This window comes from Streptococcus sanguinis SK1 = NCTC 7863, assembly GCF_000194945.1.
Lineage (GTDB): Bacteria > Bacillota > Bacilli > Lactobacillales > Streptococcaceae > Streptococcus > Streptococcus sanguinis.
In genome coordinates, this window is the sequence record NZ_GL878507.1 from 450,892 (window position 1) to 464,380 (window position 13,489).

Genomic DNA, 13,489 nt, shown 5'->3' on the forward strand with positions numbered 1-13,489 from the left:
TGTTTATATGACAACAGAAATTCAACAATACAAAAATTGTACGATATTAAAAAACAATAATGATTATCAGATTTTGTGGAGTAGAGGGAAAGAAGTGCTTAACTTTCCCATTAGTCAAGAATTAGCAGAATGTGTTTCAAAATCAGAAAAAGATTCTTTAGAAGTAATGTTTTATTGTGAACATCATCGTTGGCCTAAAGCAGATGAGTTAGAAGACTATAATCAATCGGATACGATTGTACATAGAGGTAACGGATTTATTGTATATGAGACAGAGGGCTATTACGAAATTAGCTTTTTTAAAGAAATTGGCGGGGCTATGGGTCCAGAAGTTCGCTATCCTATTACTAAAGAACTGATGGATAAAGCATTTGAATCCTCTAGGGGAGCATATGAAGTTATGATTTATGCTGAAACAGGGCACTGGCCTTTATAGTAAAGTGGATTACATTATAAGGACAGCCAAAAAAATTGGGTGAAGTATCAACAGTTAGTTCTTTTGCATTAGGGAATAAATAATCAGTAGATATTTGGTAAAAGACAAAGGAGATAAGAATGGAATCAATTTATGTAAGTCAAAAAGATATGTTGGAAATTTGTCAAGATGGTGATAAGTATTTCTTGCGTTATCCAACTTTTAATATTACCTGCCCAGAAGTGATTAGAGAAATCTCCAAAGAAGCTGCAGATAGTTATATGTCGGGAGAACATACTGGCAAAGAGTTGATGAATTATGCGCAGTATGGTTTTTGGAAATCTAAAAAACAATATACACAAGATGAATCCGATAAGCTCTTCATCGAAGATCATCCTTCCTTTATTTTGAAAAACCCTAAAAATAGTCGCTGTCTTTTTACAGCAGAGGAATTTACACAAATTGTCACCCAAGCCATTGTTTCAGAACTGGAACCTAGCGAGCTTGACGCTATTGGTATAGTTGATAGTCATTTAGAGCTTCTTCTGGTGGATTCAGTTGGCTGGGAGGAAGAAATAGAAGCAGTCCATCTGGAAATTCTGCAGGAAAAAATTAACAATTATATCTACTTCCTCGAAAGCAAGCAGTATGTAGAACGATATGGTGATAACTTTGAAAAAAAAGTCATCCGTATCACATTCCAGTATTCTCCATCAGACAATGGTTTAGCCTTCCTAGCAGCTGTACAGAAGACATTACAGAATACAGATATGAGTTTGAAGATAGAACTGCCTAATTGATCTAAAGAGAGTGAATTTTCACCCTCTTTTTAGATGTTTCTGAACAAAACTTCCTGTTTTCGCTCGTTTTTATCCTGTTATTTTTAAGAAAACAAAATGTTTCACCCCATCCATCCCTTCACTTATGCTATAATAGTCTATAGAAAGTCGAGGGAATAATGAAGAAAATACTATTAGTGGTTGTGGTGCAGGGCTTGGCTATCTTTGTGATTACAGGTTTGCTTTGTTTATTTATGCGGGGGGATTTTTTCTTCCGTGCTTTGGCGCCGATTTTGGGTCTGGCAGCGGGAGGTTTTCGCTTCGTGACGGCCATGGTGACAAAAGCGTTTGCGCCTAGTCTTTATGAGGACAGCAAGAAAAAGGAATAATCTATAGAGTAGACAGTAGGTCTGAGGTCGTTTGCCTCAGGCCTTTCTTTTTCTCCTCCCTTTCCCACCCTATCTCTTATATGGTATAATGGAACAAGGACATTTTCCTTTTAGTACTTTGAAAACTCTATATTTTTTGAATCCTTTATCTGCTCTGCTATTTCCAAAAAAATAAAATGACTGACCTAGGCTGCTCACTAATTTTCGTACAGGATGTGATGAGCTCGCTGTCTGAGAATATCAAGACGGTTGTCAATATCAAGGACCGCAACACTGGTCAGTTAGTCATGGAAGAGGGAATCCTTAGAGAGATTGACTTCCGCTTGGATCATTTCCCATTTAGCTATGCTGGAAGACAGGTGTTTGGCTTTGGTATTGGTAAATATGCGGATCATCTAAAAATGAAGCGGACAAATGCGGAACTGGATATTGATATTCCTTCAGGTAGCAAAAATAGCTCTGTCAATCTAGAACTATCGAATGGCTTTAACAAGGGACTCAAGGTTGATACAGATGGTCTTAACCTTAATAGCAAGGTTAAGACGAAGGTTAATGCTGGAAGTGGCGTGGCAGATGTGGATCTTACACTTGCGAAGAAATCTGCAGACTTAGAACTTCCTGTTAAGACTAACTTGACAGAGGCTGGTACTTTAAATGGAATTGCTGGAGCCAAAGCTGCGGACATGGACGTTCCGAAGGTGAAGCAGATATCAGGAGACAGTGCAACCACGGCTGTTAGCGGAGTCAAGCCAGGTGATGTTGAAGCACCGAAGGTTAACAAAGAACAAATTCTAAGAAATATAGAAGAAAGCAGGCTTGCGAGGAAATCCAGTAACTTTGACCAATATCTGGCGAAGGAGAAATTCCAGAAAACCTTGATGGGTATGGAACCGATGGACCGTCAGAGATATCTTCAATGGCATAAGTATGCGGAGGCAGGTATCGAACCATCCAATAGAGTCAAATTAAGAAATTGGTCATATCCACCTGAGCCAGAATTTTACCTTAAAAATAAAAATGTATATGATAATCCAGATTATTTTAATCAGTTAACAGGGGATACAATTTATCCAGGAAGTCCCGAGAGTTCCATGGGTAGAGTTGATGGAAGTATACATAAAAATGGATTTTTGAATGGCGAATATGTAGAGGATATAATAGAACCAGGAACTGTTTTAGATCGCTATGGTGATAATGATTCTGGCCGTTATTTTTCTCCTTCAGGCGCTAGTTTTGGAGAAAGAGCGCTACCACCTTTCATGAAAAACAAGCCTAAGATAACTTATATTGCAACTAAACCAATCCCTAATAAAAAAGGATTAATTGCTCCATGGTTTGATGAGCCTGGAATGGGCATTCAACACTTTACAGATATGGAAGTGGGGTATTTGATGAATAATGGTTATCTAAAAATAATTGAATGAGGTAAAAATAATGCAGTTAAAGCAAGAATTAATGGAGTTGCTATTAAAAATAGGGGAGACAAATCTTAATCAGTCGGATTTATTTACAGAAGAAAAACCATCTCTATTCTTACCGGAAGGACGTACTATTTATTTAGAGGGCGATCATTACTACATTGTTGGTGTCGAACGTGGCAAAATAAATTCTGAGAAAAAATTTGATAATAAGGAAGATATTCTTTATTATCTTTTGCAATCATATGTTACTAGAATAGCATCAAAGAATGCATGGACTAATGCTAATGGAGATTTTGAACGTTATAATAGCCTTCTTCAAGAAGAACAAATTCGTTTATTTAGTATAATTAATCCTAAGTATGGAGAGAGAAGAAGGAAGGAAATAGACATAAATTAAATTGAAGGGAAAAATAAAGAATTTTAGAGTATATAAAAGTAGGAGATATTCTATGTGGGGATAAAATACGGAACAATGGATAGAGGAAGCTTTAATGGAAAGCATGTTTATAATACATTCCAAGAAGCAAAAACAAAATTTTTAGATTTTTTAGCAGACATAGTTATTATTAATCGATACTATGCCAAGGAAGGAATGCCCGTTAACTATCTATCCCCCCCTCTGGGATGATACCACAGAATAACAAATAGTTCCTTCTTATGATAGAATAAATGAAGCAAGAGTTTATGTATCCCCACTTAAGTAGAAAATGCCTGTCATGTGTTGAATACGTGGAGGGATGATGGATAAATTATACATAGTGGTTGATGGAATTGAACATCAATACTTTGATTGTGATAGTACAGGATATTATTTGATTTCCTATGATCCTTTATCAGAGAATAATGGTTATAAATTATTTGATTCAGAGTTGAAACAATATAGAAAATACTTGACAGAAAAACAGGTTGAAAAAAATATAAAATTATAGATCATATTTGGTTTAATGAACAAAAATGGGATATTTTTCAACGAAGTGATGATAATTTAGATAAACCCAATTCATGGGTAACGATTGTTTCTGACGATATAGAATTTTTAAATAGAAATGGACTATGGAAGGAGGAGAATTTAGTTGAAAGTAGGTATGGACATCTGTATTACTGTTCTTTACCAATCGAGGCAGAAAAGTTTTCTCTAATTCGAACTCGAAAAAATCTCCCTATATAGTCAAGATAGTAAGAAAGTAGTTTATTATGAAATCAGTTAGTTTTACAATAAAAAGCAATCAGTCACTAAGGATTGGCGAGGTTCTTCAAGCAGATCTTTTTGAATGTTACAGCGTTTCCGCTAAGGATGCAAGATTAAAACCATCTGCAGACTCTCTTATTTCAGATTTCCATTCGGTCCAGTTTGGAGTCAAAGAGAAGTCTAGTTTAGGTTTCCGTCTATCCTTTGATGGTCAAGTTTATCAGGTAGCTGTTCCAGATTTAGCGACCGTTTCTGATTGGACTGGCGCCTTGCTATTCTTGAAAACCTTACTCGTTATCTTAGATGTAAATGTGTGCGAACACGATGGCGTGGAGTATGATAAAGAATCCATTCTTGATTTCCATTTCACGGATACTTTCTTATCAGCTCTTTCAGAATTGACCAAGGAAGTAAAAGTCCATCCTATAGTAGAAGTTATGGGAGTGAAACGTCCCATTTACATCAATGAACTCTACCTAGGGCAGATTATCCATGTTCCAGAAGAGCAACTTTTGAATAGCTATGACCAGCGTTTGCGCTTTACCCAACAGCTGAATGCTTATTACTCTGAGCAACAAGTTTTTAAAGTAGAGCAGGATGGTGAGGATATCATCATTCCTGTCAACTATCTAAATAGTGAAGGACGAACAATCTTACCATCTCATCCAGAGCTAGAACCTCAATATTTGCAACAGTATCGAGGAAGTAAGGTTGCAGTTGCACGACTATTTATCATGACAGCCGATGGAGAAAAACTAGCCGAAGTTCCTTATCGACAATTCTTAGAGTCGTTGACCGAGGGTATCTATATGTTGGATGCCAAATATGTTCTTGTTGACCCGATTTCTCCTGAAACTTTAAAGCAGATACTAGCCAGAATTTAAAAAGTCGTATAAAAATATCTTTTGAGAAATCTTCTTTGATATGATTTTACATTCCGACAAATATGTTCTATCAGCCTGAAAAATCAGACAAGTTTAGAGATTTTTAGAATTAACCAATGGAGTAAATAAATGAAGAAATTTGAAATACCAGAGCCTAAAGATTATCAAAATTTTGTCAAACATTACTTAGAAGTGATGAGGGAAGGAAAAGAAGCTCAGGCTTTTCTAGGAACAGAAGTTAAGTATCGTTTTCGACAACGAGATTCTTATGAACTTGATAGTACAGATATTGGGGTATTAATGGAATATTGCTTATATCCTTTGTATGTGGAAGGTGATAGGGATATAGCGCGCAGAACCTTTGCTATCTTGAAAGATTTTAGCTTATCGGTTGACTTAGTCAAATTAGATAAGGTAACTGATTATATTTTTATTCAAAATAGGCGTTTAAGAAGATATACTAGTCTTCCCTTTATCATTGAAACAGATGAATTAGTTAAAAATATTATAGAAAGCATTTCAAAATTATCAGATGGACAGAAGAAAGATTGGTTATACCAAGGGCTGTGTAATGCATTGGAGTGTGATCCAGTATACAGGAAGTGTGATGAAGAAAAGGTGGAGAAGATTCTCAAGGAATTTAAGGAAAAATACTACAATCCACCAAAGGTAGTAGAATTGTAGGAAATTAAATTAAGGATGTAGGGAGGATGGAGGAATTTTGATGGCAAAACAGGAATTATTAGACTTTTTAAAATTTAATAGAAATAAGCCTAGATATTATACCGCATACTTAAATAAAAAAGTTTTGGAGCAGTTTGCGATAGGGTATTATCAGGATTTAAGTGCAAATAGATTTATAGTGTATGAGGTGACTGAACGTCAACAGTTACATGAAAAAGCTAGTTTTGAAAGAGAAAAGGATGCTATTAAAGAGATTTATGAGATTGTAAAATATAGATGTAGGATTAAAAGTATACCTATTCAGTTAGATGTTTCAGAAATTGATGCAATCGGAACAAGTGATAAAGACTTGGAACTTTTATTAATAGATGGCAATCTTTGGCTTCCAGATACCGAAGAAGAACATCTTTTGAAACTTCAAGAAAAACTCAATAACTATATCTACTTCCTCGAAAGCAAGCAGTATGTAGAACGATACGGCGATAACTTTGATAAAAAAGTCATTCATATCACATTCCAGTATTCTCCATCTGACAACGGTCTAGCCTTTTTAGCAGTTGTACAGAAGACATTACAGAATACAGATATGAGTTTAAAGGTAGAATTGCCGGAGTAATAAAGAGAGCGAATTCGCTCTCTTTTTTGTGGTATAATTGGACTAGGTTATTAAGACTTTTTTAAACAGGTAAAAATAGCGAACTGCATGTGCCGTCATTGACACAACAGGACATTCATACGACAAATTTTTATCTGCGATTGAACGTCAAGGCTATTATGAAATCAAAAATCCACGTGTCTATAAGCCTGGCACTAATGAAATTGTTCAAGTTGAGGGGATTTTCAGAATAAATCAATGGGGTAAATAAATGCAGACTTATAAATTGAAAAATAAAGAAAATTATAAACACTTTGCCAAACATTATCTAGAAGTGATGAGGGAAGGAAAAGAAGCCGAAGCTTTTCTTGGAAAGGATATTAGGTATCGTTTTCAACAACGAAACTCAATGATAACAGAATACACTGATATTCAGGTGTTGCTGGAATATTGTTTATTCCCTCTATATGTAGGAGGTGATAAGGATATCGAGAGAAGGACCTTTGAGATATTAAAAGAGCTTTCTTTAAGTATTGATGAAAAGAAAATATGGCAAGTTACAGAATATTTATTGCTTCAAGATTTCATTCTGGCGGAATATAAACCCCTTCCTTTTGAAATTGATACAAGAAAATTAGTTCCTCTTATACTCGATACAATAGAAAAACTTCCTAACGAGTTAAAAACTAGTGGATATTATAGTCGATTAATTGGAAATATTAAATCAATTCCTTCTTTCAAGTCTTATGATATGAAAAAGGTAAAGAAGATTCTTAAGGAATTCAAGGAAAAATACTACAATCCACCTAAAGTGGTAGAACAATAGCAAGCGTCATGGTGGATGTGAGAGTTGTAGAGAATTTTAAATGACTAAACAAGAACTAATAAATTTTATTAATAAACATAAAGATAAAATAGGGGCATTTCATATTGCGCTTGATGAACGATTTGAAGGTCAATTTACTTTGGGATACTATTATGATGATAAGTCTAGGAAGTATAAAGTTTATGAAGTTAATGAACGTCAATGTATCTGGATTAGAGATGAATTTAAAAATGAAAATGATGCAATAGAGCGACTTTTTCGTTTGATAAAAACAACTTTTTGGATAAAAGAAACTCCAATTCTGTCAGACGTTTCAGAAAATGATTGATTAGAAACAGTGATATATTTTTCATTGGGCTTACTTATATGAAGGGGAAAAGGTGTATTACTAAATGAATCAAATAAAAGCAAATGGATTTATCATAACTGAAGAAGGCGGAAATTATACTATGTCCTGGATGTCAGGAGGTTTTCAAGATAAAGAAGTAAGTTATCCAGTAAGCAAGTAATTAGTAGACAAAGCTTTAAAGTCTGAACAGGATGCTTATGAAGTTGAACTGTTCTTAGAAACCGGAGAATGGGTGACTAAGGAAAGCAACGAAGCGGCTAGACAGAATTATTTTAGGGATTCACCTATTCGTATTTTAGTAAATCCGTCGTCTATTAAACGGCTGTTTTCTGAACGAGAATTTATTGAGTTGCTACAAGAAGCCATTTCTTCTGAATTAAAGCCAACAGAGCTTGATTCTATTGGAATAATTGATAATCATTTGGAGCTTCTCCTAGTGTATCCAGTTGACTGGCAGGAAGAAATAGAGGCAGTCCATCTAGAAATTCTTCAAGAAAAACTCAATAATTATATCTACTTCCTCGAAAGCAAGCAGTATGTGGCACGATACGGCGATAGCTTTGATAAAAAAGTCATTCATATCACATTCCAGTATTCCCCATCTGACAACGGTTTGGCCTTTCTCGCAGCTGTTCAGAAAGTGTTACAACCTACAGATATGAGCTTGAAGGTAGAATTGCCAGAGTGAGAAAAAACCACAGAAATCCCTCGTGATCTTCTGTGGTTTCGTTTTTAATCTTGATAGGAAACAATGCCGATGATGGTATCGACAGCGCGTTCCATGGTTTCTAGGCTGACATACTCAAAGCGTCCGTGCATGTTCTCGCCGCCGGCAAAGAGGTTGGGAGTCGGGATGCCCATAAAGGAAATTTTAGAGCCGTCAGTTCCGCCACGGATAGGCTCGATGATAGGCTCAATGTCCAGACTTTCCATGACTGCTTTGGCGATATGGATAGGTGTCATGTCCTTTTCAATGACCTGCTTCATGTTGTAATACTGGTCTTTGAGGGTTAGGATAACTCGCTCGCTGCCCAACTCTTGGTTCATCTTGTCAGCAATAGCCTGCATAGCAGCTTTGCGATTTTCAAAAGCCTCTGTCTCAAAGTCGCGGATAATGTAGCTAGCTTGAGCTTCTTCGACAGTACCGGTCAGGTTCATCAGGTGGTAGAAGCCTTGGTAGCCTTCAGTCTTCTCTGGTCGGTCGGCTTCTGGCAGCTGGTTGTGGAAGTCAATAGCCAGCTGGAGAGCATTGACCATCTGGTCTTTAGCAGTTCCTGGATGGACATTGCGGCCTTGGAAGGTCAGTTCTGCTCCAGCAGCGCTAAAGGTTTCGTACTGGAGTTCTCCTAGAGGGCCGCCGTCTACTGTGTAGGCAAAGTCCACATCGAAGTCTTCAGCGTCAAACTTATCAGCCCCGATACCGATTTCCTCGTCTGGTCCAAAGCCAACTCGGATTTCTCCGTGCTTGATTTCTGGATGGGCAGACAGGTATTCGATAGCAGTCATGATTTCAGCAATACCTGACTTGTCGTCTGCTCCCAAAAGAGTGGTTCCGTCAGTCGTAATTAAGGTTTGGCCCTTGTATTTATGGAGACTGGCAAAGTCCGCAGGATCTAAGTTAAAGCCAGATTGCCCCAGCGGAATCACACCGCCGTCATAATTCTCGATGACCTGTGGCTGGATGTTTTCTGCGTTGAAGTCCGCCGTATCCATGTGGGAAATAAAGCCAATCTTGCGGGTAAAGCTTGGGTCATTGGCTGGCAGAGTTCCAATCGCAAAGCCGTTGGGCAGGTAGTAGACATTTTCCAAGCCAACCCGCTTCATTTCAGGAATGAGGACATTGTTGGCAAAGTCCACCTGACTCTGGGTGCTGGGTGTAGTTGTAGATGTCTCGTCTGAGCGCGTGTTGACCTTGACATACGTCAGGAAACGATCTAAAAGATTAGGATATTTCATAAATGCTCCTTTTTCATTTCATTTAAATCTATTTTAGCATATTCAGGGGAGAGTGAGAAATGTTTTTCGTTTCTTGAGGGCAAAGGTAAAATCTAGCAATTAGTTTTATATCTTGTCAAAATCTGGTAAACTATATCTATGCAAATTGAAAAAACAATCAACAAAGCTGTGATTTTGGGGGCTTCGGGAGGTATAGGTCGTCAGCTGGCTAGAGAACTGGCTACAAGGACAAACCAGCTTGTTTTGGTTGGCAGAGATAAAGCAAAACTCACTCAACTGCAAGAGGACTTGTCTGGAGTCAAGGCCAAGCTTTCCTACAGAGTATTGGATTTGCTGGATACGGCTGCGGTAGACGATTTTGCTCAGCAGCTAGAGGCAGATTTACTGATTAATTGCTGCGGTCTGGCTAATTTTGGTCCAGCGCTATCTCTTTCAGAAGCTGCTGAAAATGCCCTCTGGCAGGTCAATTACCAAGCGCCGATTCGACTGATCAAGCAAGTTGCGGAGCGCAATCGCAAGATAAGACTTGTCCAACTTTCCTCTCTGGCAGCGCTTTGTCCCCATCCTTATTTGGCAGCTTACAGCTCCAGTAAGGCCGCTTTGCAGACCTACTGTCTAGCCTTGCAAGAAGAGCTGCGCCTCAAAGGCTCTCAAATGACAGTTTGTCTTTATATACTGGGACCGGTTCGGACTGCCATCTTTCCTCCAGAGCTGCAGTATGCTTTAGGTGGTCGTCAGTTGCAGATGAGCCCGGAGATAGCAGCACGACGCATCATCAGACTCCTTCAGCAAGACCGTTCCTATGCTATAGTGGGCAAGAGATATCGACTATTGGCTTGGCTCATGAGACTACTTCCGCAAAGATGGATTATCCGTTTGATTGGCGCATATCTACGAAAGGGGCTTTGAACATGAAATTTATTTTTTCCCTGCTGACATCTGCTTACCTGCTTCTCTTTATCTTGCGTTGGCTCTTGTCTTTGGCTTATTTGAAAAAAGGGCAGAGCTCTTCATCAGACTTTCAAGAGGAGCTTTATACGGTGGTTCAGCCCATCCTATCTGGTGATCCTCGTTTGGAAAATGATTTATTAGCCAATCTCCAACAGACTGAAGCAGTTGAGTTTTACTGGCTGATTGATCAGTCTGACCCAGAGGCGCAGCGAGTGGCTGACAAGATTTGTCAAAATCCTTCTTATGCCCAGCGCATTCGCATTTTTCTCATGGAGGATGTCCCCCAGGGGATTAATCCTAAGAGTTATAAGATTGAGCAGATTATAGATGAGCTGACTCGACCTTATCTGATTGTTCTCGATGACGATAGTGTCATTGATTTTTCAAAAATGGGAGAATTGACAGATTATCTAGGTGAGAATGTTATTTTGACAGGCATTCCCTACAATCAAGAGCGAAGTAATTTCTGGTCTAAGCTAGTAGCGGCTTTTGTCAATGGCAATTCTTTCATTACCTATTTTACCATGGCAGAAGTCAAAGCTAACCACTCGATTAATGGAATGTTCTACATCCTGCCACTTGAACTAGCTAGGGAGCAGAAGCTCTTCAGTGCTATTAAAGACTATCTATGTGATGATTTAGCTGTAGCGGATTTTCTGCGCAGCAAGGGAGTGGAGATTATCCAGACGCGGGTGACTTGTAATGTCCGGACTACCATCAAGGATGCCAAGCAATATCTGCTGCAAATGAAGCGTTGGCTGCTTTTTAGCTCTATCTATCTGAAGGAGCACTTGGACTGGAAAGTTATTTTTTTAATTGCTCTGCCTAGTTTCCTGCCCCTTCCTGCCTTGCTCATTAGTTTCTTTCTTGGCTGGCCTTTTGTGCTGCTGGCTTTGCTTTTGCTATTGGTCAAGGCGGTTTGGATGCTGGCTTATCGTCGCCTTATCCTAACTGCTCGGCCGCATCCTGATGAGGTGTTTTACGAGGTGCTGAATGACTTACTCTTGCCTTGGCTTTTCCTCTATGTCTTGCTCAGTCCGCGGGTGATTAACTGGCGGGGAAGGAAGATTCGAGTGACGGATGGGAAAATCCGCTATGAGTAAGATGAAGCAGTACTTGGATAAGTTGGATGCTCTGTCGCCAGACCAAACCATGTTGAAATCTAGTAAAGTCTTGCTTTTTCTCAGTGGCAGCAGTCATTTGGAGAGTACTAGTCTGACTGCAGGACAACTTAAGTTTCTTGAACAGATTTGTCCATCGGATTTCTCAGTAGTGCCTAGTAATTTTCCGTTTAACCAGAGATTTGAACATGAGCGACAAACCCAAGTTTCTTTGTTGACAGCTTCCATTTCCAATATCCGTTACTATTGGCATACTCTCTACAATTCTCGCTTTCAGGAGGCTTTGCAGCGACATTTGTCTCCTTTACTAGATGCTGAGGAGGCTGTCATTATCTGCAAGAGCTCAGGGCTCAATATGCTGACCCAGTGGCTGGAGGATTTGGGTGAGGAAAAGCTGCCCTTCAGACTGAGAGTGATTGCGCTAGGGTCTGTTTCACGGAGACTCCTAAATCGCAAGGATATTGACTTGCTGGTCATTAAGGGAAAGAAGGATATTTACAGTAGATTTCTAGATGGCCATCCAGCTGATGTGGTGGTGGATAGCAACCATTTTGATTATGAATACAGGGAAGATGTGAAAGGATTAGTTCATGACTGGATTAGAAAAAGTGATAAAGATTGATGTGATTAGTGTGCCATTTAGTGGGCATTTGCTGCCTACTTTGACCTTAGTCAAGCCTCTGCTGACGGATCCGCGTTTTCGGATTCGGGTCATCACTGGCTGCCAAAAGAAAGAGTTAGTAGAGGAAATCGATTTTGACTGTCTAGCCCTCTTTCCAGAAAGACCGACAGTGATGGAAGACATCGCCAATACTCCGCAGCAAAGCAATCTTCTGATTGCCTATCAGCAGTTTCGGGCCAATTCCAGACTCATTCCCGAAGTTATAGATGAATTAAATCGAATTTGGCAAGAGGGCGGTGAACCGGATTTGGTCATAGCGGATTTTGTTGCTTCGCCAGCAGGCCTGATTTCTGATCGCTTTGGCATCCCCTGGATAACCACGATTCCGAGTCCGGTTGCTATTGAGTGCCGGACGACAACTCCGACCTATTTAGGGGGCTGGAAACCTCATCAGGGTGTCTTGTACAAATTCAGAGATGCTTTAGGCAGGCAAGTTATTCGCTGTGGAAAGAAAATGGCCTTTGCTTTAGTTCGGAAGAGTTTGGGAGACTATCAAGATTTTAAACTCTATCGGGAAGACGGCACAGAAGCCATTTATTCGCCGTACTCTATCTTGGCTTTGGGCATGAAAGAGCTGGAGTTTCGAGATGATTTTCCTAAGCAGCTTCGCTGGGTTGGCTACAAATGCCTGTCCTTTGATCGCCTGCCTGCAGATCATGAGTCTTATTTTGAGACTGATAAGAAGCGGGTTTTAGTGACTTGCGGAACGCATTTAAAATGGGAGAAGGAGCGCATGGTGGAGCGAGCGAAAAAGCTAAGCAAACTCTACCCAGACTATCTTTTTTACGTCACCTTGGGAGAAGCTAGTGGCTTGGGTAATGCTCCGAAGAGACTGGCGGAAAACCTGTTGCTCTTTGACTATCTGCCTTATACAGATATTCTGGATAAGATAGATTTTGCCATTCATCACGCAGGGACGGGTATCATGATGGCCTGTATTGAGCACGAGATTCCCAGTCTCATTTTGCCACAGGATTATGACCAGTTTGACAATGCCGTTCGTGCTGAGTTGGCTCAGGTGGGGCTGGTTGCTCGCAGAAAGACTGATGCAGAAGTGCTGGGCCTTTTTAAGGAATTGACGGATCGCACGGACTGGTCTCAGTTGAAAACTCTTGCCCAGCAAAGCAAAGAATATCAGCCTACAGAGATTCTCTATCAAGAGCTGGAGCGCCTGCTCAAAATTGATTTATAACTGGAAAACTCAACAAACCATTAAAGCTTACTTACAACATTAAAATATCTGAATTA

Annotated in this window: 17 protein-coding genes and 1 pseudogene; 17 read left to right on the forward strand and 1 reads right to left on the reverse strand. The window is 39.4% G+C overall.

Translation table 11 applies throughout. From position 1 onward, the window contains the following. Nucleotides 1-7: 7 nt before the first annotated feature. The 13 genes and pseudogenes from HMPREF9378_RS08605 to HMPREF9378_RS0110855 all read left to right on the forward strand — a co-directional run bounded on the left by HMPREF9378_RS08605 (nt 8) and on the right by HMPREF9378_RS0110855 (nt 8,219). A complete protein-coding gene (locus HMPREF9378_RS08605; protein ID WP_002913492.1) occupies nt 8-436 on the forward strand; it encodes a hypothetical protein in 429 nt (142 codons plus the stop codon). A gap of 119 nt (nt 437-555) precedes the next feature. After that, nucleotides 556-1,215: a DUF6572 domain-containing protein gene (locus tag HMPREF9378_RS08600; protein ID WP_002913494.1), complete on the forward strand. Its 660-nt coding sequence runs from the start codon at nt 556-558 to the stop codon at nt 1,213-1,215. A gap of 155 nt (nt 1,216-1,370) precedes the next feature. Further along, nucleotides 1,371-1,583, forward strand: coding sequence for a hypothetical protein (locus HMPREF9378_RS08595; protein ID WP_032908785.1), 213 nt, complete (start codon nt 1,371-1,373; stop codon nt 1,581-1,583). Between the two features lie 176 nt (nt 1,584-1,759). Beyond that, the gene (locus HMPREF9378_RS08590) at nt 1,760-3,007 is read left to right on the forward strand and encodes a TNT domain-containing protein (protein ID WP_002913499.1); all 1,248 of its coding nucleotides are present in this window, start codon (nt 1,760-1,762) and stop codon (nt 3,005-3,007) included. Then, nucleotides 3,000-3,401, forward strand: a complete 402-nt coding sequence (locus HMPREF9378_RS08585) for an Imm63 family immunity protein (protein WP_002913501.1) — start codon at nt 3,000-3,002, stop codon at nt 3,399-3,401. Before HMPREF9378_RS08590 ends, HMPREF9378_RS08585 begins: the two co-directional genes overlap by 8 nt. Before the next feature lie 75 nt (nt 3,402-3,476). Next, complete coding sequence (locus tag HMPREF9378_RS11100) at nt 3,477-3,632, forward strand: Imm59 family immunity protein (protein ID WP_002913503.1); 156 nt, start codon at nt 3,477-3,479, stop codon at nt 3,630-3,632. A 109-nt stretch (nt 3,633-3,741) separates the two neighbouring features. Beyond that, the gene (locus tag HMPREF9378_RS08580) at nt 3,742-3,933 is read left to right on the forward strand and encodes a hypothetical protein (RefSeq protein WP_002913504.1); all 192 of its coding nucleotides are present in this window, start codon (nt 3,742-3,744) and stop codon (nt 3,931-3,933) included. A gap of 265 nt (nt 3,934-4,198) precedes the next feature. Next, nucleotides 4,199-5,077 (forward strand): DUF4299 family protein, encoded by an 879-nt coding sequence (locus HMPREF9378_RS08575; RefSeq protein WP_002913507.1) that lies wholly within the window; start codon nt 4,199-4,201, stop codon nt 5,075-5,077. A gap of 129 nt (nt 5,078-5,206) precedes the next feature. After that, the gene (locus tag HMPREF9378_RS08570) at nt 5,207-5,761 is read left to right on the forward strand and encodes an NAD glycohydrolase inhibitor (protein ID WP_002913508.1); all 555 of its coding nucleotides are present in this window, start codon (nt 5,207-5,209) and stop codon (nt 5,759-5,761) included. Nucleotides 5,762-5,801: 40 nt separating this feature from the next. Continuing rightward, the gene (locus HMPREF9378_RS08565) at nt 5,802-6,377 is read left to right on the forward strand and encodes a DUF6572 domain-containing protein (protein ID WP_002913509.1); all 576 of its coding nucleotides are present in this window, start codon (nt 5,802-5,804) and stop codon (nt 6,375-6,377) included. A 250-nt stretch (nt 6,378-6,627) separates the two neighbouring features. Further along, nucleotides 6,628-7,182 carry an NAD glycohydrolase inhibitor gene (locus HMPREF9378_RS08560; protein WP_002913510.1) on the forward strand — a complete coding sequence of 185 codons (555 nt, stop codon included), beginning with the start codon at nt 6,628-6,630 and terminating at the stop codon, nt 7,180-7,182. 40 nt (nt 7,183-7,222) lie between these two features. Next, on the forward strand, nt 7,223-7,510 hold the full coding sequence (locus HMPREF9378_RS08555; protein WP_002913511.1) for a hypothetical protein: 288 nt from the start codon (nt 7,223-7,225) through the stop codon (nt 7,508-7,510). 64 nt (nt 7,511-7,574) lie between these two features. Further along, nucleotides 7,575-8,219 (forward strand): annotated as a pseudogene (locus HMPREF9378_RS0110855) (DUF6572 domain-containing protein). A gap of 44 nt (nt 8,220-8,263) precedes the next feature. Here the strand turns inward: HMPREF9378_RS0110855 and pepT are convergent. Next, nucleotides 8,264-9,487, reverse strand: a complete 1,224-nt coding sequence (pepT, locus tag HMPREF9378_RS08550) for a peptidase T (RefSeq protein WP_002913513.1) — start codon at nt 9,485-9,487, stop codon at nt 8,264-8,266. A gap of 138 nt (nt 9,488-9,625) precedes the next feature. On the opposite strand from pepT, the gene HMPREF9378_RS08545 reads away from it, so the two are divergent. From HMPREF9378_RS08545 to HMPREF9378_RS08530, 4 genes are read left to right on the forward strand one after another with little or no spacing between them, the layout of a single operon-like run. Continuing rightward, nucleotides 9,626-10,396, forward strand: a complete 771-nt coding sequence (locus HMPREF9378_RS08545; protein WP_002904648.1) for an SDR family NAD(P)-dependent oxidoreductase — start codon at nt 9,626-9,628, stop codon at nt 10,394-10,396. A 2-nt stretch (nt 10,397-10,398) separates the two neighbouring features. Further along, entirely contained in the window at nt 10,399-11,541 is a 1,143-nt protein-coding gene (locus HMPREF9378_RS08540; RefSeq protein WP_002904645.1) for a glycosyltransferase, read from the forward strand. After that, a complete protein-coding gene (locus HMPREF9378_RS08535) occupies nt 11,534-12,181 on the forward strand; it encodes a hypothetical protein (protein WP_002913514.1) in 648 nt (215 codons plus the stop codon). The genes HMPREF9378_RS08540 and HMPREF9378_RS08535 overlap by 8 nt, the downstream gene beginning before the upstream one ends. Continuing rightward, nucleotides 12,150-13,433, forward strand: coding sequence for a glycosyltransferase (locus tag HMPREF9378_RS08530; protein WP_002913515.1), 1,284 nt, complete (start codon nt 12,150-12,152; stop codon nt 13,431-13,433). The genes HMPREF9378_RS08535 and HMPREF9378_RS08530 overlap by 32 nt, the downstream gene beginning before the upstream one ends. The last annotated feature ends 56 nt before the right edge of the window (nt 13,434-13,489 follow it).